This window comes from Streptomyces sp. OR43, assembly GCF_008042275.1.
In the GTDB taxonomy this organism is placed as follows: Bacteria; Actinomycetota; Actinomycetes; order Streptomycetales; family Streptomycetaceae; genus Streptomyces.
In genome coordinates, this window is record NZ_RDBK01000043.1 from 303,237 (window position 1) to 328,403 (window position 25,167).

The following is a 25,167-nucleotide window of genomic DNA, read 5'->3' on the forward strand; positions in this document are numbered from 1 at the left end:
CGATCTCCGGGCCCGCCCCTTCGTGCTGTCCACGCCGCCCTACGGCGCGACGTCCACCGTCTTGAAGGCGAGCTGCGACAGTGCTGTGTAGTACGGCCGGATCTCGACCTTCGTGACCGGGCGCGGCGCCGGCTTGCCGCCGTTCAGCGTCCGCGTCACCCGCCGCCCCACCTTCGCCAGCAGCGTCCTGCTGGGCTCGGGCAGGATCCGGATCACCGGGCGCGGGAAGGTGAACACTCCTATGGGCGCCAGGACGTCGGTGGCGAGCTTTCCGACCTGGACGCGGTCCGCGCCCGCAGCAGGGCGCAGCCACACGTCCCAGATCTGCTCGGGTCCCTCGTGCTCGGTCACCAGCGCGGCACAGTCGACCGAGGCGGTGATCCGCCGGCCCTCCAGTGCCGCTGCCGGGAACGACAGCACCCGGTCCTTGTCCTTGCGGTGCACGGCCTCCAGGACCGCGCCGGGACCCAGGGTCACGCCCCAGGCAGCGGCCTCCAACTGGATGGTCCCGGTGTCGACCGCGAGCGCGTCGATCTCCAGGTGGGCCTCGCGCACCACACTGCGGATCCGCAGCCGGTCCATCTCACCCCGGTGCGGGAGCAGCAGTTCCAGCGCGGGGCCGCCGTTCTCCCGGGGCAGCTTGACGTTGAGCAGATCGCGTACGTCGCAGCCGTAGCCGTCGACCGTGAGCGGAACCTCGTTGCCGTCCGGGGTGCGCACGGACAGCTCCCAGGTTCCCTCCGGCAGCCCGCCGTGCCAGGGCACCACAGCGCTGCCGTCGGGCGAGATCACGAACCGTTCCTCGGCCGGGTTGCGCCCGACCCTGCGGCAGGCGATCTCGGCTCCGTGGGCCTCCGGGGGCAGCGTGCCGACGTCGATGCGGACCGAGCCCAGGGTATCCACCTGCGCCGTCGCGGTCGTGGGCAGCGCCCGGCGGGCGGCCGCGTCGCGCAGGATCGCCTCGAAGCGCGCACAGCTGGCAGGCTCCTGGAAGCGGACCGCGTTGCGCACGGCCGCCTCGCCCATGCGCTTGCGCCGCTCGTCGTCCTCGACCAGTTCGAGGAGGGCGTCGGCCATGGCAGCGGTGTCGTCGCGCGGGACGATGAGTCCGTCCTCGCCGTGGGTGAGGATGTTGCGGGGGCCGTGGTTGGCGTCGGTGCTGACGACGGGCAGACCGGCCGCCATCGCCTCGACGATCACGTTGCCGAACGCCTCCCGCTTGGAGGGGAGCACGAAGATCGAGCCCTTGCTGAACTCCGGCGAGACCGGGGCCGCCGGGCCCATCAGCGTCACGGTGTTGTGCAGGCCGAGGCTCTCGATCTGCTTGCGCAGACTGGCCTTCTCGGGGCCGTCGCCGTAGATCCGCAGCCGCCAGTCGGGGCGCTTGGCCACCACGGTGGCGAAGGCCTCGATGACCGCCGCGAAGTTCTTGTTCCCCTTGAGGAGGCCGGCCGCGATGATGACCTTGTTGGTGGTCTTGGACTGCACGGGGGCCGGGGGCACACAGTTCGGCATGACGGCCAGCCGGTTGCGTACGCCCGGCACCAGCTTGCCGATGCTCTCGACCTCTTCGGGCGTCAGCGCGGTGAGCGCGTCCAGCGAGTGGTACGCCTTGAACAGCCGGCCCTGGTAGTACTTCGCGTAGATCGAGGGCATCGAGTGCTCCTGCGTGACCCGCAGGTAGTCGCCCTCGGCGTACGACAGCATGATCGTGTTCCGCGGGCTGGAGCTGACCACGACGTCGGAGTCCGTGGTCGCGAGGAACTCGAGGAGCCGCAGCTCGGCCAGCCGGCTGACGACCGGCTTCTTCTCGGCCGGGTCGACCGGGTAGACCTTGGGGAAGACCTCGATCAGCGGGTCATCCAGATCCGACATCGGGGAGTGCTTGCGCAGATCGGTCAGCGCGCGCACGGAAACCCGCGGGTCGAGCGGAAAGTAGGACTCGTCCCGCACCTTGCGGAGAGCGATGATCTCCACCTCGTGCCGGGCCGCAAGCGCGCCCGCCAGGTTCTGTGTGGCACTGACCACCCCGCCCATGTGGCAGAGGTCGCGCACCAGAAATGAAATCTTCACTTGCGTCTTTCGGCTGGGCCGCGGCTCGCGGCAATCCCCGGGCGGCCTCGCGTGAATCACACCTTCACGCTTCCCCTACCCCCTCGGCGTTGCGAGGGCAGGCCCTGCCCTCGCACAAGGAAGACGGACAGGAGGCGCACAGGGTTGTGTGGGAAGTCAGAGTTTATCGAACCTTGAACTGAACGGACGGACAACGACGGGATGGCGCACCACGTCTCAGCCATCCGATCGCCCGGCCGACGAAAGAGGCGTGTCCCCGCACCGGGAAGCCGGTACGGGGACACGCCTTTCACTCATCCGTCCTACGCGAACGGATCGAACTCCTGGTACTCCTTGCTGACGTCGTCGCGCTCCGTCTCACGGTCACGACGACGCTGCGCCGCCGGACGCGGCTCCTCCAGACGGTGGTCCTCACCGCGGCGGCCGAGCATCTCCGCACCGGCCGTCACCGTGGGCTCCCAGTCGAAGACCACGGCGTTGTCCTCGGCGCCGATCGCCACACCGTCGCCGGCCCTCGCGCCGGCCTTGCGCAGCTCGTCCTCGACGCCCAGCCGGTTCAGCCGGTCCGCGAGGTAGCCGACGGCCTCGTCGTTGTTGAAGTCGGTCTGGCGCACCCAGCGCTCCGGCTTCTCGCCGCGCACCCGGTAGATGCCGTCGTCCTCCAGGACCACGGTGAACCCGGCGTCGTCCACGGCCTTGGGCCGGATGACGATGCGGGTGGCCTCCTCCACGGGCTTGGCGGCACGCGCCTCGGCGATGACGCCGGCCAGCGCGAAGGAGAGCTCCTTGAGACCGGTGCGCGCGACGGCGGACACCTCGAAGACGCGGTAGCCGCGCGCTTCCAGCTCGGGACGGATCATGTCCGCGAGGTCCTGGCCGTCCGGGATGTCGATCTTGTTGAGCACGACGATACGGGGCCGGTCCTCCAGGCCCCCGTACAGCTTCAGCTCCTCCTCGATCATGTCGAGGTCGGAGACCGGGTCGCGGTCGGACTCCAGGGTCGCCGTGTCCAGTACGTGGACGAGTACCGAGCAGCGCTCGACGTGCCGCAGGAACTCCAGGCCGAGGCCCTTGCCCTGGCTGGCGCCCGGGATCAGGCCCGGTACGTCGGCGATGGTGTAGACGGTGCTGCCCGCGGTGACCACGCCCAGGTTCGGGACCAGGGTCGTGAACGGGTAGTCGGCGATCTTCGGCTTGGCGGCCGACAGGACCGAGATCAGCGAGGACTTGCCCGCGCTCGGGTAGCCGACGAGCGCCACGTCCGCGACGGTCTTCAGCTCCAGGACGACGTCCCGGGCCTCGCCGGGCTCGCCGAGCAGTGCGAAGCCGGGGGCCTTGCGGCGGGCGGAGGCCAGCGCGCCGTTGCCGAGGCCGCCGCGGCCGCCCTGGCCGGCGACGAACATCGTGCCCTGGCCGACGAGGTCGGCCAGCACGTTGCCCGCGCTGTCGAGGACGACGGTGCCGTCCGGCACGGGCAGGACCAGGTCCTGGCCCTCCTTGCCGGTGCGGTTGTCGCCGGCGCCGGGCTGGCCGTTGGTGGCCTTGCGGTGGGGGTGGTGGTGGTATTCGAGGAGCGTGGTGACCGCCTGATCGACGATCAGGGTCACGTCGCCGCCACGGCCGCCGTTGCCGCCGTCCGGGCCGCCGAGCGGCTTGAACTTCTCACGGTGAACGGAGGCACAGCCGTGGCCTCCGTTACCCGCGGCGACATGCAGTTCGACGCGGTCCACGAAGGTGGTCATGGGTGGAACCTCCAGTTACATACATGCAGAAATGTCTCGCTCGTGCGCTCCTGTAGGAGCAACACGCGAAAGGCGGACCCACTTCCCGTATCAGGAAGTGAGGTCCGCCTCCACGTCATACCGCTCGACGAGCGCCGAAAATCAGCCGGCGATCGGAACGATGTTCACGACCTTGCGGCCACGGTGCGTGCCGAACTCGACCGCACCGGCGGCGAGGGCGAACAGCGTGTCGTCGCCGCCACGGCCGACGCCCGTGCCCGGGTGGAAGTGGGTGCCGCGCTGGCGGACCAGGATCTCACCGGCGTTGACGGCCTGACCGCCGAAGCGCTTCACGCCGAGCCGCTGAGCATTGGAATCGCGCCCGTTCCGGGTGGACGATGCGCCCTTCTTGTGTGCCATGTCTCCTCAGTCCCTTACTTCGCAGCCGCGGGGATACCGGTGACCTTGATCGCCGTGTACTGCTGGCGGTGACCCTGGCGACGGCGGTAGCCGGTCTTGTTCTTGTAGCGAAGGATGTCGATCTTCGCACCCTTGTGGTGGTCCACGATCTCGGCCTGGACCTTGATGCCGTCAAGCACCCACGGGTCGCTGGTCACGGCGTCGCCGTCGACAACGAGCAGAGTAGAGAGCTCTACCGTGTCGCCAACCTTGGCGGTGGGAATCTTGTCAACCTCAACGATGTCGCCGACAGCAACCTTGTGCTGGCGACCACCGCTGCGCACGATGGCGTACACGCGGATCTCACTCTCACTCGAAGACGAAACCCCTGAAGCCAGCCGCTCACACGGGTCCGGGGACCCGTGATGATCCGGATTGGACGAGCGGCCTCTCCCGAACGAGCGGGAGGTCAGTGCTCAGAGGTGTGGCGAAACAAACGCCGACGGTCAAGATTACGGGGACCTGTACAGCCCGGTCAAACCGGGCCCCTTTCCGGGGCCCGGCCTCAGACTCCGACGGCTCCGGCGTACTCCGCGTAGGCGTCCCGGATCCCGTCCGCGGACAGGTCCAGATGCTCCAGGATCGTGTAGCGGCCCGGCCGCGTCCGGGGAGCGAACGCGACCACCTGCACGAACTCCTCCGCGCTGAACCCCATCTCCTCCGCCGTGACCGGCAGACCGTGGCGCCGCAGCGCCCCGGCCATCCGTACGGACTCCTGGCGCGCGCCCCGCAGGTGCATCGCGAACGCCGCTCCCAGGCCGCACTGCTCACCGTGGCTCGCGGCGCGCTGGGGGAAGAGCAGGTCGAAGGCGTGGTTGATCTCGTGGCAGGCGCCCGAGGCGGGACGGCTGTCCCCCGCCACCGACATCGAGATGCCGGTCAGCACCAGCCCCTCGGCCAGTACCTGGAGGAAGCCGTCGTCACCCAGAGCCCCGGGATGACGCAGCACGGCCTCGCCGGCCTGCCGGGCCATCGCGGCGGCCAGGCCGTCGATGTCCTCGCCGTTGACCCGGTGGGCGAGCTCCCAGTCCGCGACGGCGGAGATGTTCGAGAGCGCGTCACCGATCCCGGACCGCACGAAGCGGACCGGTGCCTCACGGATGACGTCGAGGTCGATGACGACGGCGATCGGGTTCGGGACACCGTACGAGCCGCGGCCCGCGTCGTTGTCCAGCGTGGCCACCGGGGAGCACAGACCGTCGTGGGACAGGTTCGTCGCCACGGCGACCAGCGGCAGACCGACCCGCGCCGCGGCGAACTTCGCACAGTCGATGATCTTGCCGCCGCCGAGCCCGACGACCGCGTCGTACCGGCCGGACTTCATGGCCTCGGCGAGCTTGACGGCGTCGTCCAGCGTGCCGCCGCCCACCTCGAACCACGAAGCACCCGGCAGGCTGTCCGAGAGCCGCTCCCGCAGCGCCCGTCCGGAACCCCCGCTGATCGCGATCGCCAGTTTTCCCGAACCGGAGATCCGCTGATCGGCGAGGACACCCGCCAGATCGGACAGAGCACCGGCCCGGATGTCGACGACGACCGGTGCGGGGATCAGCCGGGTCAGTACTGGCACGCGATGGTCCTGCCCTTGGCCAGGTCCTCGTGGTTGTCGATCTCGACCCACTTGACGTCGCCGATCGGCTCCACGTCGACCTTGAAGCCGCGGTTGACGAGCTCCTGGTAGCCGTCCTCGTAGTAGAGGTCCGGGTCGCGCTCGAAGGTCGTCTTCAGCGCGTCGGCCAGCTCCTCGGCGGCCTCGCCCTCGATGAGGGTGACACCGATGTACTCACCGGTGGCCTCGGCCGGGTCCATCAGCTTGGTGATCCGCTGAACGCCCTTCTCCGGGTCGACGACGACCTTCATCTCCTCGTCGGCCAGCTGCTTGACCGTGTCGAGGGCGAGGATGATCTTCTTGCCCTCGCCGCGGGCGGCGAGCAGCGTCTTCTCGACGGAGACGGGGTGCACGGTGTCGCCGTTGGCGAGGATCACGCCGTCCTTGAGGGCGTCACGGCCGCACCAGAGGGAGTAGGCGTTGTTCCACTCCTCGGCCTTGTCGTTGTCGATCAGCGTGAGCGTCACGCCGTACTTCGCCTCAAGGGCGGCCTTGCGCTCGTACAGGGCCTCCTTGCGGTAGCCCACGATGATGGCGACGTCGGTCAGACCGACCTCGGCGAAGTTGCCGAGCGTCAGGTCGACGACGGTCAGGCTCTCCTCGTCCCCCTCGGGACCGACCGGCACCAGGGCCTTGGGAAGCGTGTCGGTGTAGGGGCGCAGACGACGGCCTGCGCCGGCCGCCAGAATCATGCCGATCATGAGGGTTCTCCTTGGTCCTTGGTGCGGATGTCTCGGTGGGGTGTGCGGGAGCGGTCGCTCAGAGCTCGGTGGCCACGAAGTCGCGCAGCCAGCTGCGGAAGTCCGGGCCCAGGTCCTCGCGCTCGGAGGCGAGCCGGACGATGGCCCGCAGGTAGTCGCCCCGGTCACCGGTGTCGTACCGGCGGCCGCGGAAGACGACACCGTGGACCGGGCCGCCGAGCTTCTCGTCGCCGGCCAGCTGCTGCAGTGCGTCGGTCAGCTGGATCTCGCCGCCCCGGCCCGGCTCCGTGTCCCGCAGCACGCCGAAGACGGCCGGGTCCAGGACATAGCGCCCGATGACCGCGAGATTGCTGGGGGCGTCGCCCGCTTCGGGCTTCTCGACCAGCCCGGTGATCCGGACGACGTCGGCCTCGGCCGTGGCCTCCGCCGCGGCGCATCCGTACAGGTGGATCTGCTCGGGAGCGACCTCCATCAGCGCGACGACGCTGCCGCCCTCACGCTCCTGGATCTCGGTCATGCGGGCCAGCAGCGGATCGCGCGGGTCGATCAGGTCGTCGCCGAGCAGGACCGCGAAGGGCTCGTCGCCCACATGCGGCTCCGCGCACAGGACGGCGTGGCCGAGGCCCTTCGGGTCGCCCTGGCGGACGTAGTGCATGGTCGCCAGTTCGCTGGACTCCTGGACCCGGACCAGCCGTTCGTCGTCGCCCTTGCGGGTCAGCGCCGACTCCAGCTCGTAGTTCCGGTCGAAGTGGTCCTCCAGGGCACGCTTGTTGCGCCCGGTGATCATCAGTACGTCGTTCAGCCCCGCGGCGGCGGCCTCCTCCACGACGTACTGGATCGCCGGCTTGTCGACGACCGGAAGCATCTCCTTCGGAGTCGCCTTCGTCGCCGGCAGGAACCGGGTACCGAGCCCGGCGGCGGGTATGACGGCCTTCTGGATCTTGCGCATGTGGGAAAAGCTTCCGTCTTCCGTGTGGGGTTACGGGGACCGGCCGGGCGCCGGAACGCAGCCGGCCGGCCCCCGTGGAGGGACCGGCCCGACTGCGTCGCGCGCGGTGCCGGGGCCCGTGCCGGTCAGGCACGGGCCCCAGGTGGGTCAGGCCTCGTCGGCCGAAGCCGTGACGGTGGCCGACGACTGCTCGGCCGCCACCGTCTTCTTCGCCGCCTTCTTGGCCGTCGTCTTCTTCGCGACGGTCTTCTTGGCCGCCGTCTTCTTGACGGCCGCCTTCTTGGCCGTGGCCTTCTTCGCCGTCTTGCGGGCCGCCTTCTTGGCCGGTGCCGGTTCGGCGCCGTCCTCGGGGGCGGACTCCGGTCCGGCGCCCGTCACCACGACGACCTCGGCCTCCTCTGCCCCTGCGGGGGAACCCGCGGGTGCGGTGACCTTACGGGTCACCCGGCGCCGGGCACGCGGCGGTGCGGCCGGCTCCTCGGCGGGAGCCTCGACGTGCGGCGCCTCGACGACCGGGTCCTCCGCGGCGACCGGGTCGGCGTCGGACACCGGCTCCTCGGCGACGGGGGCGGGCTCGGCGGCCGGAGCCGGCTCGACGACCGGGACGGGCTCGGCTGCCGGGGCCGGCGAACCCGCCGGGGCGGTCGCCTTCCGGGTCGCCCGACGGCGCGTACGGCCCTGCGGTGCCTCGGCCGGCGCCTCGGCGACCGGCTCCGGTACGGCGACCGGCTCCGCCACCGGCTCCGGCTCCGCGACCGGCTCGGCCACCGGGGCCGGGGCGGACGCGGACCGCGGGGCGCCGGCCGGGGCCGTCGCCTTACGCGTGGCCCGACGACGGCCACGGCCGCGACCGGCTGCCGCCTCGGCCTCGGCCGGGCTGCTGTACAGCTCCTCGTCCGGGACGAACTCCGGCTCGGGAAGCGCCAGCGGAGCGGCGACCTCGGCAGCCACCTCCGCCTCGGTCTCGACGTCGGTGTCCGTCTCGGAGACGTGCTCGTGGTCGTGCTCGTGGTCCTGGCCCGAGCCGCCGCGGCGCTTCTTGGAACGCTTGCCGTTGCCGCCGCCACCGACCGAGGTGGGCTGCTCCATGTGCACGATCACGCCGCGCCCGTTGCAGTGGACACAGGTCTCGGAGAAGGACTCCAGCAGACCCTGGCCGACCCGCTTACGGGTCATCTGGACCAGGCCCAGCGAGGTGACCTCCGCGACCTGGTGCTTCGTACGGTCGCGTCCCAGGCACTCCAGCAGACGCCGCAGCACCAGGTCCCGGTTGGACTCCAGCACCATGTCGATGAAGTCGACGACCACGATGCCGCCGAGGTCGCGCAGCCGCAGCTGGCGCACGATCTCCTCGGCCGCCTCCAGGTTGTTCTTGGTGACGGTCTCCTCGAGGTTGCCGCCCTGACCGGTGAACTTGCCGGTGTTGACGTCGACGACGACCATCGCCTCGGTCTTGTCGATCACCAGCGAGCCGCCGCTCGGCAGGTAGACCTTGCGGTCCAGCGCCTTCATGAGCTGCTCGTCGATCCGGTACGTCGCGAAGATGTCGACCTCGGAGGTCCACCGCGACAGCCGGTCCGTCAGGTCGGGCGCCACGTGCGAGACGTAGCCGTAGATCGTCTCCCACGCCTCGTCACCGCTGACGATGACCTTGGAGAAGTCCTCGTTGAAGATGTCGCGGACGACCCGGACGGTCATGTCCGGCTCGCCGTAGAGAAGCGTCGGCGCGTTGGAGCTGCCGCTACTCTTCGACTTCTTCTGGATGTCCTCCCACTGCTGCTGCAGCCGCTCCACGTCACGGCGCAGCTCGTCCTCGCTCGCGCCCTCCGCGGCGGTGCGGACGATGACGCCCGCGTCCTCGGGAACGATCTTCTTGAGGATGGTCTTGAGCCGGGCGCGCTCGGTGTCGGGCAGCTTGCGGCTGATCCCCGTCATCGAGCCCTCGGGCACGTAGACCAGGTAGCGGCCGGGCAGCGAGACCTGGCTGGTCAGGCGGGCGCCCTTGTGGCCGATCGGGTCCTTCGTCACCTGGACGAGGACCGACTGGCCGGACTTGAGGGCGGTCTCGATACGGCGCGGCCCGTGGGCCATGCCGAGCGCCTCGAAGTTGACCTCACCGGCGTACAGGACGGCGTTGCGGCCCTTGCCGATGTCGACGAAGGCGGCCTCCATCGACGGCAGGACGTTCTGGACCTTGCCCAGGTAGACGTTGCCGACGTAGCTGGTGGCCTGCTCCTTGTTGACGTAGTGCTCGACGAGCACGTTGTCCTCGAGGACGCCGATCTGGGTGCGCTCGCCGCTCTGGCGGACGACCATCACCCGCTCGACGGCCTCGCGGCGCGCCAGGAACTCGGCCTCGGTGATGATCGGCACCCGGCGGCGGCCCTGCTCGCGTCCCTCACGGCGGCGCTGCTTCTTCGCCTCCATACGGGTCGAGCCCTTGATGGACTGGACCTCGTCGAAGCCGGTGCCGGGCTCGCGCTCGGCCTCCTTCTTGCGGGGCTCACGGACCTTGACGACCGTACGCTCCGGGTCGTCCGTGCCGTTCTCGGCGTCGGACGAGGAGTCACCGCTGCGGCGACGACGGCGACGGCGCCGGCGGCTGCTGCTCGATCCGGAGGCACCGGAGTCGTTGTCGTCCTGCTCGTCGTCGCCCTCGTCCTCGGGCTCCTGGGCGGGCTCGTGCTCGTCCTCGGCGTGGTCGGCGGAGTCGTCGGCGTGCTGCTCGGCGGCGTCGTCCTCGGCGGACTCGCCACGGCGGCGGCGACGACCTCCGCGACGACGGCGGCGCGACGGGCGGTCGCCGTACTCGTCGGTCTCCTCCCCGTCCTGCTCGGCGTCGCTCTCGTGGGAAGGCTCCTGCTCGTCCTCGGCCTGCTCCTGAACCGGAGCGGCGGCCGGGGCGGACTCGGCGACGGGCTCGGCCTCGGCGGCCTCACCACGGCGACGACGACGGCGACGCGAACCGCCCTGCGGCGCGGCCTCGGCGGGGGCGGCCGGCTCGGCGGGAGCGGCGGTCCGCTCCTCCGCCGTCACGGTCTCGTCCTCGAGCTCCTCGTCGGGCGCGACGGAGGGCTGGGCGGCGGCTGCGGCGGCAGCGGTCTCCGGGGTCTGGAACATCGGCTCGGCGAAGACCGGCGCCTGGAACACGGCGACGGCGGGGCGCTCCGCCCGGCGGCTCCTGCGCGCGGGCTCCTCGACCTTGCCGGTGAACTCGGGCCGGCCCGCGGCGGCGGTGGCGCGACGACGCTGACGGCCGCGCGGGGCGGCCTCCTCGACCTCGGCGGTCTCGGCGGCGAGCTCCTCCACGGCTTCCTCGGGCAGGCTCTCGCCCGTCAGGTTCCCGTTGCGCTCCTCGACGGCCTCCGTGACCTGCGGGGCACCCGCGGGAGAGGTTGCCTTGCGGGAAGCACGGCGGCGGCCACGCGGGGCCTCGACCGGCTCCGCGGCCTCTTCCTCGACCGGGGCGGCGGCGACCGGCTCGGCAGCCGCGACAACCGGCTCCACGACGGCTTCGGTCCGGGCGGCCTGCGGCGCACCGGCGGGCGCGGAGGCCCTGCGCCGGGTACGGCCACGCGGCGCCTCGGCCACGGCGGGCTCGGCCACGGCGGGCTCGACGGCCTCGGCCGCTACGGCCTCCTCGACGATCTCGGCCACCTCGGCGGCCTGCGGCGCACCGGCGGGGGCCGTCGCCTTGCGCGAGGCACGACGACGCGCACGCGGCGCCTCGACCGGCTCCACGACCTCTTCCCCGACCACGGCGACCGGCTCGGCAGCCGCGACAACCGGCTCCACGACCTCCACGGTCTCGGCGGCCTGCGGCGCACCGGCAGGGGCCGTCGCCTTGCGCGAGGCACGACGACGCGCACGCGGCGCCTCGACCGGCTCCACGACCTCTTCCCCGACCACGGCGACCGGCTCGGCAGCCGCGACAACCGGCTCCACGACCTCCACGGTCTCGGCGGCCTGCGGCGCACCGGCGGGAGCCGTCGCCTTACGGACGGCGCGGCGGCGCGCGCGGACGGGCGGCGCGGCCTCGGCGGCGCTCTCGTTGCTGGTCTCCGACTCTCCGGCGTCAACGGCCGGTATGGCCGAAGCCTCGGCTCCGGCCTCCACGCCCGCGGTCGGCGGGCCTGCCGGGCGGGATGCCGCGCGGCGCCTGCGGCGCGGCGGCAGCTTGTCCCCGGGGGTGTTGCTGTCTTCTGCGTTCCCGGCCGTGCCGGGTTCGGTGGGCTGAGGCATGCGGGCGGTTCTCCCGTCGGGCTCCCGGGCGCCGCGTCTGATTCCGGTCCGGCACGGTCCGCATGAGGTACGCGGTACCGCCGTCCGGGGCGCGGTCGCCGCACGGGGGCTGAATGTCTGGCTCGCCGGTTCCCTACGCGGTGTGCGCACGGCCTGGCGAAAGTCTTATGGGTCAGCGCGCGGCCCGGCCCAGGTGGCTCCCGAGTCCGAGGGCTGCGCTACAACGACCGCCTTACGCGGAACCTGCACCTTCAGGCGCCGTCGCGACGGCGGTCCCGGTGGCCGTGGGTAGGACGGCCGGGGCTGCCTCGCGGTCGGGCGCGAGCGGGTCGGTCACCGTGCCGGACTCCTCGTCGAAGAGCCCCTGCGCCAGCCTGGTCACCGCTGCGGGGACCGGCGGCGCCAGGTCGGCCACAACGCGGAGACCGGACAGGACGTCGTCAGGCCGAACGGCAGGTGTCACGTGCCGAACAACCAGCCGCAGTATCGCACAGGCCTTGTCCCCGGGCCTATCAGGCTGATGATCAAGGGCCTGCAGGTCGACGACGGCGGACCGGGCGTCGAAGCTGCGGATGCCGTTCTTCGTACGGCGCTCGACCTCGACGGTCTCGGCCGCGTTGAACGCGGCGACGGCCTTCTCGGCGTCCTCCACGGCGACCCCGTTCAGCCGCATCTCCCAGACGGAGGCGGTGAGCCGGTCGGCGAGACCCGAGGTACGGGCCTCGACGGCGTCGGTGATGTCCAGGCCGTCCGGCAGCGAGTCGTTGAGGAGCTCGCGCAGCGTGCCCGGATCACGGGCCTCGGTGAGAGCGATCTCCAGGAACTCGGCCTCGCTGCCCGTGCCGGTGGGTGCGGCGTTGGCGTACGACACCTTGGGGTGCGGGGTGAAGCCCGCCGAGTAGGCCATGGGCACCTCGGAGCGGCGCAGCGCCCGCTCGAAGGCACGCTGGAAGTCTCGATGACTGGTGAACCGGAGGCGGCCGCGCTTGGTGTAGCGCAGTCGGATGCGCTGCACTGCCGGTGCGGGCGGCGGGCCTTCGGGCTGTCGCTTGCCCAGTGGTTCTTCTCCTCGGTGCGGAGCGGACGCGGTGGCACGCCGCCCTCGAAATACGGTGGCCCGGGGGCGTCCGGTCCGGCTCACCCCTGCGGGACGGATTTCTCTTTCCGCAGGGAGATCTCTGGGTCGGGCGCCGCGCTGGGCACGATCGTTGTACTACCCAGAGTACGCGCAGACACGCCCCCGGGTTCCCGGGGCTCGGGTTCGCGCGGCCCGCCGACCAGCGCCCGCCAGGCGTCGCGCCTGGCCTGCCGGACTGTCTCGCGCGCCGCGCGGAGCGTCTGCCGGGCCGTCCGGCCCACCGCGCGGGCGGCCCGGCCTGCCGGTACGAACACGGCGTCGCGCAGGAAGTGGCCGACCGGGGTGCACACCGCGCGGTAGGCCCAGGCCGCCGGCGCCCCGACCAGGTGCCACGCCAGCCACACCAGTGCCCGGCCCACGGCCCGCGAGACGAACCCGGCGACCCGCCAGGCCACGCCGAACGCGGCAGCGATCTCCCGGCCCACGGGCGTCAGGATCCGCCGGTACACCCAGGCCACCGGGGCCACGACCAGCACCGTGGCCAGCCACCGGACGGCGGCCCACAGCCCCCGGCAGCCGGCCTCGACGCCACGGACCAGCAGATCGAGGAACCAGGCGAGGCCGTGACCCAGTGGAGTGAGCAGCTCCCGGTACGTCCACGCCAGCGGCAGCACGATCAGATGCTCCACCAGCCAGGCGGCGGCCAGTCCCAGCGGCTTGAGGACGTAGCGCCACAACAGGACCGCCGGCAGGACGAGCAGGGCGGTGAGCAGCCACTTCACAGCGGTGGCGATCCCCCGCCCGGCCGGGTCGACGAGTGCCCGCCGGACCCACCGCAGCCCGTGCCCGATCGGGGTGAGCACGCGCGCGTACAGCCAGGTGACCGGCACCACGATCCCGTATCGGACCCCGGGGACCACCACGTACCGCCACAGCGCGACCCATGGCCATACGAACACCGCCATGGCCAGCCGGCGCAGCCCGTGCCCGAGTGGGGTCAGCACCTGGGCGTACAGCCATCGGGCCGGAATCACGACCAGCACCTCGCCGAGCCACGCCAGCGCCCGCCCCAGCGGGCGCAGCAGGATCCGGTCGGCGGCACGGGCGCCGACGACGAGGGCGTCCCAGATCATCCGCACGGGCAGGACGAGGACGAGCACGACGATCCTCACCGGAATCCTGACGAGCGCGGTGATGCAGCCGTCGCCGCCCTCGTACCGCACGGGTGCCTGGTGCTTTCCGTATTCCATGCACGTCATGACGCGAAGGCCCGGTCGGGGGTTTCCCCGACCGGGCCTTCGTCACCGAGCTGTCACCCGTCAGAAGCCGGGCGGTGTCAGGTCACTGACGGCTGCTCACTTCACGACCGTCAGCGGCAGGAGCTTCTTGCCCGTCGGGCCGATCTGAATGCTCGTGTCCATCTGAGGACAGACCCCGCAGTCGAAGCACGGCGTCCAGCGGCAGTCCTCGACCTCGGTCTCGTCGAGCGAGTCCTGCCAGTCCTCCCAGAGCCAGTCCTTGTCGAGACCGGAGTCCAGGTGGTCCCAGGGCAGGACCTCCTCGTAGGTCCGCTCGCGGGTGGTGTACCAGTCGACGTCCACGCCGAAGTCGGGCAGCGTCTTCTCGGCGCTCTTCATCCACAGGTCGTAGCTGAAGTACTCGCGCCAGCCGTCGAAGCGGCCGCCGGCCTCGTAGACCGCGCGGATGACGGAGCCGACGCGGCGGTCGCCGCGGGAGAGCAGGCCCTCGACGATGCCGGGCTTGCCGTCGTGGTAGCGGAAACCGATCGAGCGGCCGTACTTCTTGTCGCCGCGGATCTTGTCGCGGAGCTTCGTCAGCCGTGCGTCGGTCTCCTCGGCGCTGAGCTGCGGCGCCCACTGGAACGGGGTGTGAGGCTTGGGGACGAAGCCGCCGATGGAGACGGTGCAGCGGATGTCGTTCTGCCCGGACACCTCACGGCCCTTTGCGATCACCTTGACCGCCATGTCGCCGATCTGGAGGACGTCCTCGTCGGTCTCGGTGGGCAGGCCGCACATGAAGTACAGCTTCACCTGCCGCCAGCCGTTGCCGTACGCGGTGGAGACCGTACGGATCAGGTCCTCCTCCGAGACCATCTTGTTGATGACCTTGCGCATGCGCTCGGAGCCGCCCTCGGGGGCGAAGGTGAGACCGGAACGGCGGCCGTTGCGGGTCAGCTCGTTGGCCAGGTCCACGTTGAACGCGTCGACGCGGGTGGAGGGCAGCGAGAGGCCGATCTTGTCCTCGGTGTAGCGGTCGGCGAGGCCCTTGGCGATCTCGCCGATCTCGGTGTGGTCGGCGGACGAGAGGGAGAGCAGGCCCACCTCCTCGAATCCCGTCGCCTTGAGACCCTTCTCCACCATGTCGCCGATGCCGGTGATGCTTCGCTCCCGCACGGGGCGCGTGATCATGCCGGCCTGGCAGAAACGGCAGCCGCGGGTGCAGCCGCGGAAGATCTCCACGGACATCCGCTCGTGGACGGTCTCGGCGAGCGGGACGAGGGGCTGCTTGGGGTAGGGCCACTCGTCGAGGTCCATGACGGTGTGCTTGGACACCCGCCACGGCACGCCCGACTTGTTCGGTACGACGCGGCCGATGCGGCCGTCCGGGAGGTACTCGACGTCGTAGAAGCCGGGGACGTAGACGCCGCCGGTCCTCGCGAGGCGGAACAGCACCTCCTCGCGGCCACCGGGGCGGCCTTCGGCCTTCCAGGCGCGGATGATCTCGGTGATCTCCAGGACGGCCTGCTCGCCGTCGCCGATGACCGCGCAGTCGATGAACTCCGCGATCGGTTCGGGGTTGAACGCGGCGTGGCCGCCCGCGAGCACGATCGGGTCGTCGAGGCCGCGGTCCTTGGCGGAGAGCGGGATGCCGGCCAGGTCCAGGGCGGTGAGCATGTTGGTGTAGCCGAGTTCGGTGGAGAAGCTCAGCCCGAAGACGTCGAACGCCTTGACCGGGCGGTGGCCGTCCACGGTGAACTGCGGCACCTTGTGCTCGCGCATCAGCGCTTCGAGGTCCGGCCAGACGCTGTAGGTGCGCTCGGCGAGGACGCCCTGGCGCTCGTTGAGTACCTCGTAGAGGATCATGACGCCCTGGTTGGGCAGCCCGACCTCATAGGCGTCCGGGTACATGAGGGCCCAGCGGACGTCGCATTCGTCCCACGGTTTGACGGTGGAGTTCAGCTCACCGCCGACGTACTGGATGGGCTTCTGCACATGCGGGAGCAGAGCTTCGAGCTGTGGGAAGACCGAATCGACAGACATCGCGAACTTTCGAGAGCTGGCAGGGGTGACCATCCAGCGTACCGCGCCACTCAGCCCTTCAGCGCCGTCCGCAGCCGGGGCTTCGACGCCCTCTCCCAGACCCGCGGTAGTTCGCGCTCCCGGTCGGCGGCGGACGCCTCCTCCTCCCCGTACAGCAACCCCCAGGTGAAGGCGGTCTCCCCCGCCGCGTGCGCCTGGACGGCCAGGCTGCGCAGCGTGGCGCGGGCGACGACGCTGTCCTGGTGGTCGCCGAGCACCGACTGCACGGCCTTCATCCGCTTGGCGAACTTCCTGGCGGGCTTCCCGAGCGCGGGCCTGGCGGCCTCCGCCGCGTAGCGGGCGCGCTTGGCGGCCTTGCGGGCCTCGTGCGTGGCCACGTCCCGGTCGTGACCGGGCGGCTGTGCGAAGGCGTGGTCGACACGGGCCGCCAGGCGCGCGTAGTCCTTCAGGACCGCCCGGGGCAGCGCCTTGCCGGGGGCGTGGCTGGCCGGCCCGCGCAGCGGCGGCTGTGCGAGCAGTGCGTCGAGGCTCTCCAGGAGCGCGACGTAGCGCTCGCCGTCCAGCACGGCGAGGACGCGCTCCCTGGCCGCGATGCCGTGGGCGGTGGACCAGATGTGCAGCCGGGCGGCGGCCGGGCCCAGGAGGAGTGTCTGCGGGACGCCGTCGAGGTGGGTGCGCAGCCGTTTGACGAGCACCTCGTGGTCGCGTCCGGCGCCGAGCTCGCCGGCGAGCCATTTCAGTTCGTCGCCGACCGGGTCGGTGACGCGCCGGTCGAGGAGGGCGCGGTACGTCTTGAAGGCGCTGCGCAGCCGACGGGTGGCGACGCGCATCCGGTGGACGGAGTCGGGCAGGTCGCGCCGCACCGCCGGGTCGAGGGTGATGATCGCCTCGGCCTGGTGGCGTACGTAGGCGAGGACGTGGTCCGCCGCGGTGACGGGGGCGGCCTGCCGCTCCCTCTTCCCCGGGGGCGCGGTGCCCGGTGCGGTCTCCTCCAGGGCCCTGGCCAGCTTGGAGGCGGAGGCCGCGGGCCGCACTCCCTTCTTGCGCAGCCGCTTCTCGACGGCGTCCAGGAGTGCGGGGTCGCCGTCGTCGGCGAGTTCGACCTCGATCTCCGTCCAGGCCGCGGTGGGGCCGCCGCTCTCCGGCAGCCGCTCGGCGCAGACTTCGTCGACGCTGACTTCGGCGAGGAGGCCGCCCCGGTCGTCGACGAGGTGGTGGACGTCGCGGGTGGTGAGGAGCCGGACGACGGGGGCAAGCTCCGCGTGGCGGACCCGGGAGCGGACCAGCGCGGCGAGGTCGCCCGGGAGAGTGTCGGCCGGCGGGGCCTGGATCTCGTCGCGGACGCCGGGGGCGACGGGGAATTTGAGGTGCCAGCCGGCATCGCTTCCGCCGGTCCTGCGCCGCAGGGTGAGGGAGTCCGTGGCGAGGCGGAAGTCGTGGGTGTCGTAGTAGACGGCGTCGAGTTCGCTGACGCCGCGGTGGAGGACGGCCGAGACCCCGGCCACCTTCGTCAGGTCGGGCAGCCGGGTCTCGGTCGCGGCTTCGTACTTCCGCTCGATCTCTCGCTTGGAGTCCGCCATATACCGAACCTATCCGCGCCAGGGGCGGATATGCAGGACGGTGTGTGCGGGATCAGGCCGTTATCGGCCGTTGGACCCTGATCGACTGGAGCAGTCCGATGGCCACCCAGACGGCGAACATCGAGGAGCCTCCGTAGGAGACGAACGGCAGGGGCAGTCCGGCGACCGGCATGATGCCGAGCGTCATGCCGATGTTCTCGAAGGCCTGGAAGGCGAACCAGGCGATGATGCCCGCGGCGACGACCGTGCCGTAGAGCTCGGTGGTCTCGCGGGCGATGCGGCAGGCGCGCCACAGGACGATGCCGAGGAGGACCAGGATCAGTCCGGCGCCGAGGAAGCCGAGTTCCTCACCGGCGACGGTGAAGACGAAGTCGGTCTGCTGCTCGGGGACGAACTGGCCGGTGGTCTGGGTGCCCTGGAAGAGGCCGGTGCCGGAGAGGCCGCCGGAGCCGATCGCGATCCGGGCCTGGTTGGTGTTGTAGCCGACGCCGGCGGGGTCGAGGGCCGGGTTGGCGAAGGCGGCGAACCGGGCGATCTGGTAGTCGTCGAGGAGTCCGAGCTGCCAGATGGCGACGGCTCCGGCGGCGCCCGCACCGAGGATCCCGAAGACCCAGCGGTTCGAGGCGCCCGAGGCCAGCAGCACGCCGAGCACGATGACGACCATGACCATCACGGAGCCGAGGTCCGGCATGCCCATGACGACGGCCATCGGGAGCGCGGCGAGGCCGAGGGCCTTGGCGACGGTCCGGTGGTCGGGGTGCAGCTGGTCGCCCGCGTCGACGCGGGCGGCGAGCAGCATCGCCATGCCGAGGATGATGGTGATCTTGGTGAATTCGGAGGGCTGGAGCGAGAAGCCGCCGGGCAGCAGGATCCAGGCGTGGGCGCCGTTGACGGTGGCGCCGAGCGGGGTGAGGACCGCCATCACGAGGAGCACGGACAGCCCGTACAGGATCGGCACCGCGCCGCGCAGGGTCCGGTGGCCGAGCCAGATCGTACCGATCATCAGGGCGAAGCCGATGCCGGTGTTGAGGGCGTGGCGGAAGAGGAAGTAGTACGGGTCGCCGTGGGTGAGCGAGTCACGTCCGCGGGTCGCCGACCAGACGAGCAGCGAGCCGATGAAGGAGAGGGCGATCGCGGAGCCGAGCAGCGGCCAGTCGAGGCGGCGCACGACGGAGTCGCGGGCGGTGATCCGGCCCCAGGCGCCGCGGTCGGGGGCGTACCGCTGGACGGAGAAGCCGGCCATCAGTCACGCCTCCCCAGCACGGCGGCGAGCGTCTGCGCGTCGGCCGGCTTCTGCGACGCGGGGTCGTAGGGCTTGATCTTCGGGGCGTCGATGGTGCCGTCCGTCTGGATCTTCGGCAGCGACTTCTGCGGGGTCGGCAGCAGGGCCTTCTTGAGGTCCTGCTTGCCCGAGGCGTCGAGGCCGTAGAGGGCGTTGTAGATGTTGCGGACGGCGGGCCCGGATGCCCCGGAACCCGTACCGCCCTGGGAGATCGTCATGACGATCGAGTAGTCCTTGGTGTACGTGGCGAACCAGGAGGTCGTCTGCTTGCCGTAGACCTCGGCCGTACCCGTCTTGGCGTGCATCGGGATCTTGTCCTGCGGCCAGCCGCCGAATCGCCAGGCGGCGGAGCCGCGGGTCGCGACACCCGCGAGGGCTTCGTCTATTTCGTTGCGCGTCTTCTTGGTGAAGGGCAGCTTGCCGTGCGACTTCGGCTCGATCTCCTGGACGGTCTTGCCGTCGCCGCTGACGATGGCCTTGCCGACGGTGGGGTCGTAGAGGGTGCCGCCGTTGGAGATGGCCGCGTAGATGGTGGCCATCTGGATCGGGGTCACGAGGGTGTCGCCCTGGCCGATCGAGTAGTTGACGGAGTCACCGGCGCGCATCTTGTCGCCTTCGAGGCAGTTCTCGTACGCGATCTGCTCGACGTACGTACCGCCCTTCTTGCCCTGCTTGCACCAGGCGTCGTGGTTGGCCTTGGCGAAGTTCTTCTTCCACTGGCGGTCCGGGACGCGGCCGCTGACCTCGTTGGGGAGGTCGATGCCGGTCTCCTTGCCGAGGCCGAACTGGTGGGCGGTCTTGTAGAACCAGTCGTTGGGGTTCTTCTTGGGGCTGTTCCCGCCGTCCTTCTGCCACTCCTTGTGCGCGAGGCCGTAGTACACGGTGTCGCAGGAGACTTCGAGGGCGCGGCCGATGGTGATGCTGCCGTAGCCCTGGGACTCGAAGTTCTTGAAGGTCTGGCCGCCGATGGAGTACGAGCTGGGGCACGGGTAGTTGCCGTCGAAGGGGTATCCGGCGTTGACCGCGGCGGTGGAGGAGATGACCTTGAAGATGGAGCCGGGGGCGGCCTGGCCCTGGATGGCACGGTTCAGCAGCGGGAAGTTGGAGTTCTTGCCGGTGAGTTTGGCGTAGTCCTTGGCGGAGATGCCGCCGACCCAGGCGTTGGGGTCGTAGTTGGGCAGGGAGGCCATGGAGACGACGCGGCCGGTCTTGGCCTCCATGACGACGACGGCGCCGGAGTCGGCCTTGTAGTTCTCGCCGGTGTTGGTGTCGAACTCCTTGCGGGCCGTCTTCATGGCCTGGTTGAGCTCGTACTCGGCGACGGCCTGGACGCGGGCGTCGATGGAGGTGACGACGCTGGCGCCGGCCTCCGCCTCGTCGTTCTTGGCCTGGCCGATGACCCGGCCGAGGTTGTCCACCTCGTAGCGGGTGACGCCCGCCTTGCCGCGCAGTTCCTTGTCGTACGTGCGCTCCAGGCCGGAGCGGCCGACCTGGTCGGAGCGCAGGTAGGGCGAGTCGGTGTCCTGGGCCTTGGTGATCTCCTCGTCGGTGACGGGTGAGAGGTAGCCGAGGACCTGGGCGGTGTTGGCCTTGCCGGGGGCGGCGTAGCGGCGGACGGCGGTGGGTTCGGCGGAGATGCCGGGGAAGTCCTCCGCGCGTTCGCGGATCTGGAGGGCCTGCTGGGTGGTGGCCTCGTCGGTGACGGGGATCGGCTGGTAGGGCGAGCCGTTCCAGCAGGGCTGGGGGGTCTTCGCGTCGCAGAGCCGGACCTTGTCGATGACGTCCTTGGGCTTCATGCCGAGGACGTCGGCGAGCCGGGTCAGGACGCCTTTGCCGTCGTCGTCCATCTTCAGCAGTTCGGTGCGGCTGGCGGAGACGACGAGGCGGGTCTCGTTGTCGGCGAGCGGCACGCCGCGGGCGTCGAGGATGGAGCCGCGGGCTGCGGGCTGGACGACCTGCTGGACGTGGTTGTTCTTCGCCTCGTCGGAGTACTCCTGGCCGTTGCGGATCTGGAGGTACCAGAGGCGGCCGCCGAGGGTGAGCAGCAGGGAGAAGACGAGGACCTGGATGACGATGAGGCGGATCTGGACCCGCTGGGTCCGTCCTGTCTCGGGGATGTTGGTCACGGGGCGCCCCCGGTGGTGGTCGGGCCGGTGGTACGGGGGTCGCCCCCGGAGGATTGCGGCCTCACAGTCGCTTGACTCCCTTGATCCGTCCGGCGCGTGCGGCGCGGTTGCGGGCGGCCTTGACGCGCAGTCCGCCGCGCTGGCTGCCGATCCGCAGTCCGGTGCCCGCGGCGAGCCAGCCGGCCGCGACGTCGCCGCGGCCGGAGGAGGACTCGGTCAGCGGGTCGTTCACCGTGCGTCTGGCGATGGCCATGATCAGCGGGACGGTGAACGGCGCGAGGAGCAGGTCGTAGACGGCCGCGGTGAACAGCAGGCTGCCGAGGCCCACATGGCGGGCCGCCGTGTCGCCGACGAGGGCACCGACGCCCGCGTAGAGCAGCGTCGATCCGATCGCCGCCGCGACGACGACGGCCATCGGGAGGAACGCGGACTTGAGCTGGCCGTTCTCGGGCCTGGCCAGTCCGGCGAGGTAGCCGATGACGCAGAGCACCAGGGCGTAGCGTCCGGCGGCGTGGTCGGCCGGGGGTGCCAGGTCGGCGAGGAGGCCCGCGCCGAAGCCGATGAGGGCCCCGCTGACGTGCCCGTACACGAAGGCCAGTCCGAGGACGACCATGAGCAGCAGATCGGGTACGGCGCCGGGGAGCTGGAGCCGGGCGAGTACGGATACCTGGACGACGAGGGCGATCACGACCAGAACGATGGAGAGCAGAGTCCGGTTGACGCGCATGGGGATCAGCTCTACCTCTGTTCGTTTACCGCGTTGTCGGCGTTCGGTGTGGCGTTCTGGCTGGGGTTCGGGTCCGGGCTGCCGCTGGGACTCGTGCTCTGGTGGATGTTCCCGACCACGTTGCCGCTGGTGTCGACGATGTCGCCGTTGGGCGAGATGGTGACGGTGACGGTCGGGGTGGGCTTCGGCTTGGCCGGCTTGACGGCCTTCTTCGGCAGGACCGCGTCGCGCGGGTCCTCACGCGGTGCCTGGACGACGATGCCGACGATGTCGAGCTTGGTGAAGCCGACGAACGGGCGGACGTAGACGGTACGGGTGAGGTCGCCACCGGACGGGTCGACGCGGACGACCTCGCCGACCGGGACGCCGGGCACGAACGGCTTGTCCTTGCTGGAGCCGAAGGTGACGAGGCGGTCACCCTTCTTGACCTTGGCCTTGCCGTTCAGGAACTGGACGGACAGCGGGCGCGAGCCCTGGCCGGTGGCGAAACCCAGTTCGTCGGTGGACTCCATCCGGGTGCCGACGGTGAAGTCGGGGTCGTTGGCCAGGAGCACGGTGGCGGTGTCCGGGCCGACGGTGGTGACGCGGCCGACGAGTCCGTCGCCGTTGAGGACGGTCATGTCGCGCTTGAGGCCGTCCTTGGATCCGGCGTCGATGGTGACCGTCCAGGAGAAGCCCTGGGCCGCTCCTATGGCGATGACCTCGGCGGCCTTGATGCCGTACTGGCCGGCGTCCGACTTCTTGAGCATCTTGTCGAGCTCGCGGACCCGGCTGCGGTTGCGGTCGTCGCTGCCCAGCCTCACCTTGAGCGCGGCGTTCTCCTGCTCCAGCGCGGTGATCTTGTCGTGGCGGGTGCCGGAGGCGCGTACGGCCCCTATGGCGTTGCCCACCGGATCGACCGCTGCCGCCACGCCGTTCTCCACCGGTCCGAAGACGGTGGCGGCGGCCTGCCGGGCGCCGTCCACCGGTGACTCCTCGCCGCCGCGGATGTCCACCGTGATCAGTGCGAAAGCGATGGCGATCAGCAGCACCAGGAGCAGCCGGCTCTCTCGTGTGTCCCTCACGTGCGGCGGCCGTGCCTTCCTCGTAGGAATGTTCGTGCCTGTATATCAACGATCCTCCGCGCGGAGCGGCAGCGTCCGCGCGGAGGGCCGCTTGGGTTTCTACCGTCGGGGCTGGGCGTCCAGCACCTGCTGGAGCGCCTCGAACTCCTCGACGCACTTGCCGGAGCCGAGCGCCACGGAGTCCAGCGGGTCCTCGGCGATGTGGATCGGCATGCCCGTCTCGTGGCGCAGCCGCTCGTCGAGGCCCCGGAGCAGCGCGCCGCCGCCGGTGAGGACGATGCCGCGGTCCATGACGTCGCCGGAGAGCTCCGGCGGGCACTTGTCCAGCGTCGTCTTGACCGCGTCGACGATCGCGTTGACCGGCTCCTCGATCGCCTTGCGGACCTCGGCGGCGGAGATGACCACGGTCTTGGGCAGGCCCGAGACGAGGTCGCGGCCGCGGATCTCGGTGTGCTCGTCCTTCTCCAGGTCGAACGCCGAACCGATGGTGATCTTGATCTGTTCGGCGGTGCGCTCACCGAGCAGGAGCGAGTACTCCTTCTTGATGTGCTGGATGATCGCGTTGTCCAGTTCGTCACCGGCGACCCGGATCGACTGGGCCGTGACGATTCCGCCGAGCGAGATGACCGCGACCTCGGTGGTGCCGCCACCGATGTCCACGACCATGTTGCCGGTGGCCTCGTGGACCGGCAGGCCGGAGCCGATGGCCGCCGCCATGGGCTCCTCGATGATGTGCACCTGGCGTGCGCCGGCCTGCGTCGACGCCTCGATCACGGCGCGTCGCTCGACCCCGGTGATGCCGGAGGGCACGCAGACGACGACCCGCGGGCGGGCCAGGTAGCGGCGCTTGTGGATCTTCAGGATGAAGTAGCGGAGCATCCGCTCCGTGATCTCGAAGTCGGCGATCACGCCGTCCTTCAGGGGCCGTACGGCAACGATGTTGCCCGGCGTACGGCCGATCATCTTCTTGGCCTCGGAGCCGACCGCGAGAATTCCGCCGGTGTTGGTGTTGATGGCCACGACGGACGGCTCGTTCAGAACGATGCCGCGCCCCCTGACGTACACCAGCGTGTTGGCAGTCCCGAGGTCGATAGCCATGTCACGGCCGATGAACGACATTGAGTTCCCCTTGTTCCCCATGAGGATGCGTCGGGCCTTCCCAGTCGAAAGCGATGGCTTGTTCTGGTAGGCGAGGTGAGCGCTGCGGGCGTGGAAGCTTCCATCGTAGTGCCGGACACGCCGACACAGCGCGAGGGTCCTGCGCCATGCTGAGCAGAACGGGTGGCCGTTCCACTCATGGTGACGTTACGTCGGGGGGATGCGTTCCCGCGATCGGGGACCCTATGCCGAAGGGCGACCGAATTACTTCGGTCGCCCCAGGTCATGAGCGCTGTTCGGCTGATCGCGGATCAGGAAAGACCCGGGAAGAAGAGCTTCATTTCTCGCTCTGCGGACTCCTCCGAGTCCGAGGCGTGGATGAGGTTCTCCCGGGTGATGGTGCCGAAGTCACCACGGATCGATCCGGGCGCGGCGGCGATCGGGTCGGTGGGGCCGGCCAGGGCGCGGATGCCCTCGATGACCCGCTCGCCTTCGGCCACCAGAGCGACGATCGGACCGGACTGCATGAACTCGACGAGCGGCTCGTAGAACGGGCGGCCGACGTGCTCGGCGTAGTGCTGTTCCAGCGTGGCGCGGTCGAGGGTGCGGAGCTCCAGCGCCGTGATCTTCCAGCCGGCCTTGCGCTCGATGCGGCCGACGATCTCGCCGACCAGACCGCGACGGACGGCGTCGGGCTTGAGAAGAACGAGGGTGCGCTGGGTCATGTGCGGCTCCTTGCAGGCATACGGGTGCGGTGAGGCGAGGTTACAGGGGTACGGTGACGGGCCGGCGGCCGGGTTTGGCAGCCCGGCGGCTCCTCAGCTGCCGGCAGGCGCCTGTGCCGCCTCCTGTGCGGCCCACCGGGCCTTCACCTCGTCGATCCTGCGGCCGTAGTGCACGGAGGCCCACCACAGGCCGCCGAAGACCACGCCGAGGATGAACATCATCGGAACGACGAAGCCGCTGGCGACCAGTGCGATCTGGAGCGCCCAGCCGAGCTGTATGCCGCCGGGGCGGGTGAGCATCCCGCAGAGCAGCACGGAGAGCAGCATGCCGATGCCGCAGACCGTCCAGACCGTGGCGGACGTCAGGTCGTCGGACTTCATCGCGACGAGTCCGGCGAACCCGATCACGAAGAACTCGCCGATCAGCGTCGATGCACAGAGCGTACGCACGTTGG

The 25,167-nt window shown here is 70.6% G+C and carries 19 protein-coding genes; all 19 read right to left on the bottom strand.

All coding sequences use genetic code 11. The features are described from left to right. Nucleotides 1-39: 39 nt before the first annotated feature. Nucleotides 40-2,073: a glycosyltransferase gene (locus EAO72_RS19790; protein ID WP_261991581.1), complete on the bottom strand. Its 2,034-nt coding sequence runs from the start codon at nt 2,071-2,073 to the stop codon at nt 40-42. 302 nt (nt 2,074-2,375) lie between these two features. Next, nucleotides 2,376-3,815 carry a GTPase ObgE gene (obgE, locus tag EAO72_RS19795; RefSeq protein WP_148018665.1) on the bottom strand — a complete coding sequence of 480 codons (1,440 nt, stop codon included), beginning with the start codon at nt 3,813-3,815 and terminating at the stop codon, nt 2,376-2,378. A gap of 141 nt (nt 3,816-3,956) precedes the next feature. Then, entirely contained in the window at nt 3,957-4,214 is a 258-nt protein-coding gene (rpmA, locus tag EAO72_RS19800) for a 50S ribosomal protein L27 (RefSeq protein WP_018103204.1), read from the bottom strand. Nucleotides 4,215-4,228: 14 nt separating this feature from the next. Next, nucleotides 4,229-4,549, bottom strand: a complete 321-nt coding sequence (gene rplU / locus EAO72_RS19805; protein WP_018551604.1) for a 50S ribosomal protein L21 — start codon at nt 4,547-4,549, stop codon at nt 4,229-4,231. A 209-nt stretch (nt 4,550-4,758) separates the two neighbouring features. After that, entirely contained in the window at nt 4,759-5,820 is a 1,062-nt protein-coding gene (locus EAO72_RS19810; protein ID WP_148018666.1) for an iron-containing alcohol dehydrogenase family protein, read from the bottom strand. Continuing rightward, nucleotides 5,808-6,560: a phosphocholine cytidylyltransferase family protein gene (locus EAO72_RS19815; protein WP_148018667.1), complete on the bottom strand. Its 753-nt coding sequence runs from the start codon at nt 6,558-6,560 to the stop codon at nt 5,808-5,810. The genes EAO72_RS19810 and EAO72_RS19815 overlap by 13 nt, the downstream gene beginning before the upstream one ends. Nucleotides 6,561-6,618: 58 nt before the next feature. After that, the gene (gene galU / locus EAO72_RS19820; RefSeq protein WP_148018668.1) at nt 6,619-7,509 is read right to left on the bottom strand and encodes a UTP--glucose-1-phosphate uridylyltransferase GalU; all 891 of its coding nucleotides are present in this window, start codon (nt 7,507-7,509) and stop codon (nt 6,619-6,621) included. A 147-nt stretch (nt 7,510-7,656) separates the two neighbouring features. Continuing rightward, on the bottom strand, nt 7,657-11,751 hold the full coding sequence (locus EAO72_RS19825) for an Rne/Rng family ribonuclease (protein ID WP_148018669.1): 4,095 nt from the start codon (nt 11,749-11,751) through the stop codon (nt 7,657-7,659). Between the two features lie 232 nt (nt 11,752-11,983). Then, the gene (locus EAO72_RS19830; RefSeq protein ID WP_148018670.1) at nt 11,984-12,766 is read right to left on the bottom strand and encodes a TIGR03936 family radical SAM-associated protein; all 783 of its coding nucleotides are present in this window, start codon (nt 12,764-12,766) and stop codon (nt 11,984-11,986) included. A gap of 122 nt (nt 12,767-12,888) precedes the next feature. Next, the gene (locus EAO72_RS19835; protein ID WP_148018671.1) at nt 12,889-14,079 is read right to left on the bottom strand and encodes a hypothetical protein; all 1,191 of its coding nucleotides are present in this window, start codon (nt 14,077-14,079) and stop codon (nt 12,889-12,891) included. 105 nt (nt 14,080-14,184) lie between these two features. After that, nucleotides 14,185-16,110 (bottom strand): TIGR03960 family B12-binding radical SAM protein, encoded by a 1,926-nt coding sequence (locus tag EAO72_RS19840; RefSeq protein WP_148018672.1) that lies wholly within the window; start codon nt 16,108-16,110, stop codon nt 14,185-14,187. Nucleotides 16,111-16,160: 50 nt separating this feature from the next. Then, entirely contained in the window at nt 16,161-17,690 is a 1,530-nt protein-coding gene (locus EAO72_RS19845; RefSeq protein WP_148018673.1) for a CYTH and CHAD domain-containing protein, read from the bottom strand. A 52-nt stretch (nt 17,691-17,742) separates the two neighbouring features. Next, the gene (rodA, locus tag EAO72_RS19850) at nt 17,743-18,933 is read right to left on the bottom strand and encodes a rod shape-determining protein RodA (RefSeq protein WP_148018674.1); all 1,191 of its coding nucleotides are present in this window, start codon (nt 18,931-18,933) and stop codon (nt 17,743-17,745) included. Next, nucleotides 18,933-21,098: a penicillin-binding protein 2 gene (gene mrdA / locus EAO72_RS19855; protein WP_148018675.1), complete on the bottom strand. Its 2,166-nt coding sequence runs from the start codon at nt 21,096-21,098 to the stop codon at nt 18,933-18,935. The genes rodA and mrdA overlap by 1 nt, the downstream gene beginning before the upstream one ends. A gap of 61 nt (nt 21,099-21,159) precedes the next feature. Beyond that, nucleotides 21,160-21,825 carry a rod shape-determining protein MreD gene (gene mreD / locus EAO72_RS19860; RefSeq protein WP_148018676.1) on the bottom strand — a complete coding sequence of 222 codons (666 nt, stop codon included), beginning with the start codon at nt 21,823-21,825 and terminating at the stop codon, nt 21,160-21,162. 11 nt (nt 21,826-21,836) lie between these two features. Then, nucleotides 21,837-22,889: a rod shape-determining protein MreC gene (gene mreC, locus EAO72_RS19865; RefSeq protein WP_148018677.1), complete on the bottom strand. Its 1,053-nt coding sequence runs from the start codon at nt 22,887-22,889 to the stop codon at nt 21,837-21,839. 99 nt (nt 22,890-22,988) lie between these two features. Next, nucleotides 22,989-24,008 carry a rod shape-determining protein gene (locus tag EAO72_RS19870; RefSeq protein ID WP_148018678.1) on the bottom strand — a complete coding sequence of 340 codons (1,020 nt, stop codon included), beginning with the start codon at nt 24,006-24,008 and terminating at the stop codon, nt 22,989-22,991. A 290-nt stretch (nt 24,009-24,298) separates the two neighbouring features. After that, nucleotides 24,299-24,712: a nucleoside-diphosphate kinase gene (gene ndk, locus EAO72_RS19875; RefSeq protein ID WP_148018679.1), complete on the bottom strand. Its 414-nt coding sequence runs from the start codon at nt 24,710-24,712 to the stop codon at nt 24,299-24,301. Between the two features lie 93 nt (nt 24,713-24,805). Continuing rightward, nucleotides 24,806-25,162: a DUF4233 domain-containing protein gene (locus EAO72_RS19880; protein WP_148018680.1), complete on the bottom strand. Its 357-nt coding sequence runs from the start codon at nt 25,160-25,162 to the stop codon at nt 24,806-24,808. Between the last annotated feature and the right edge of the window lie 5 nt (nt 25,163-25,167).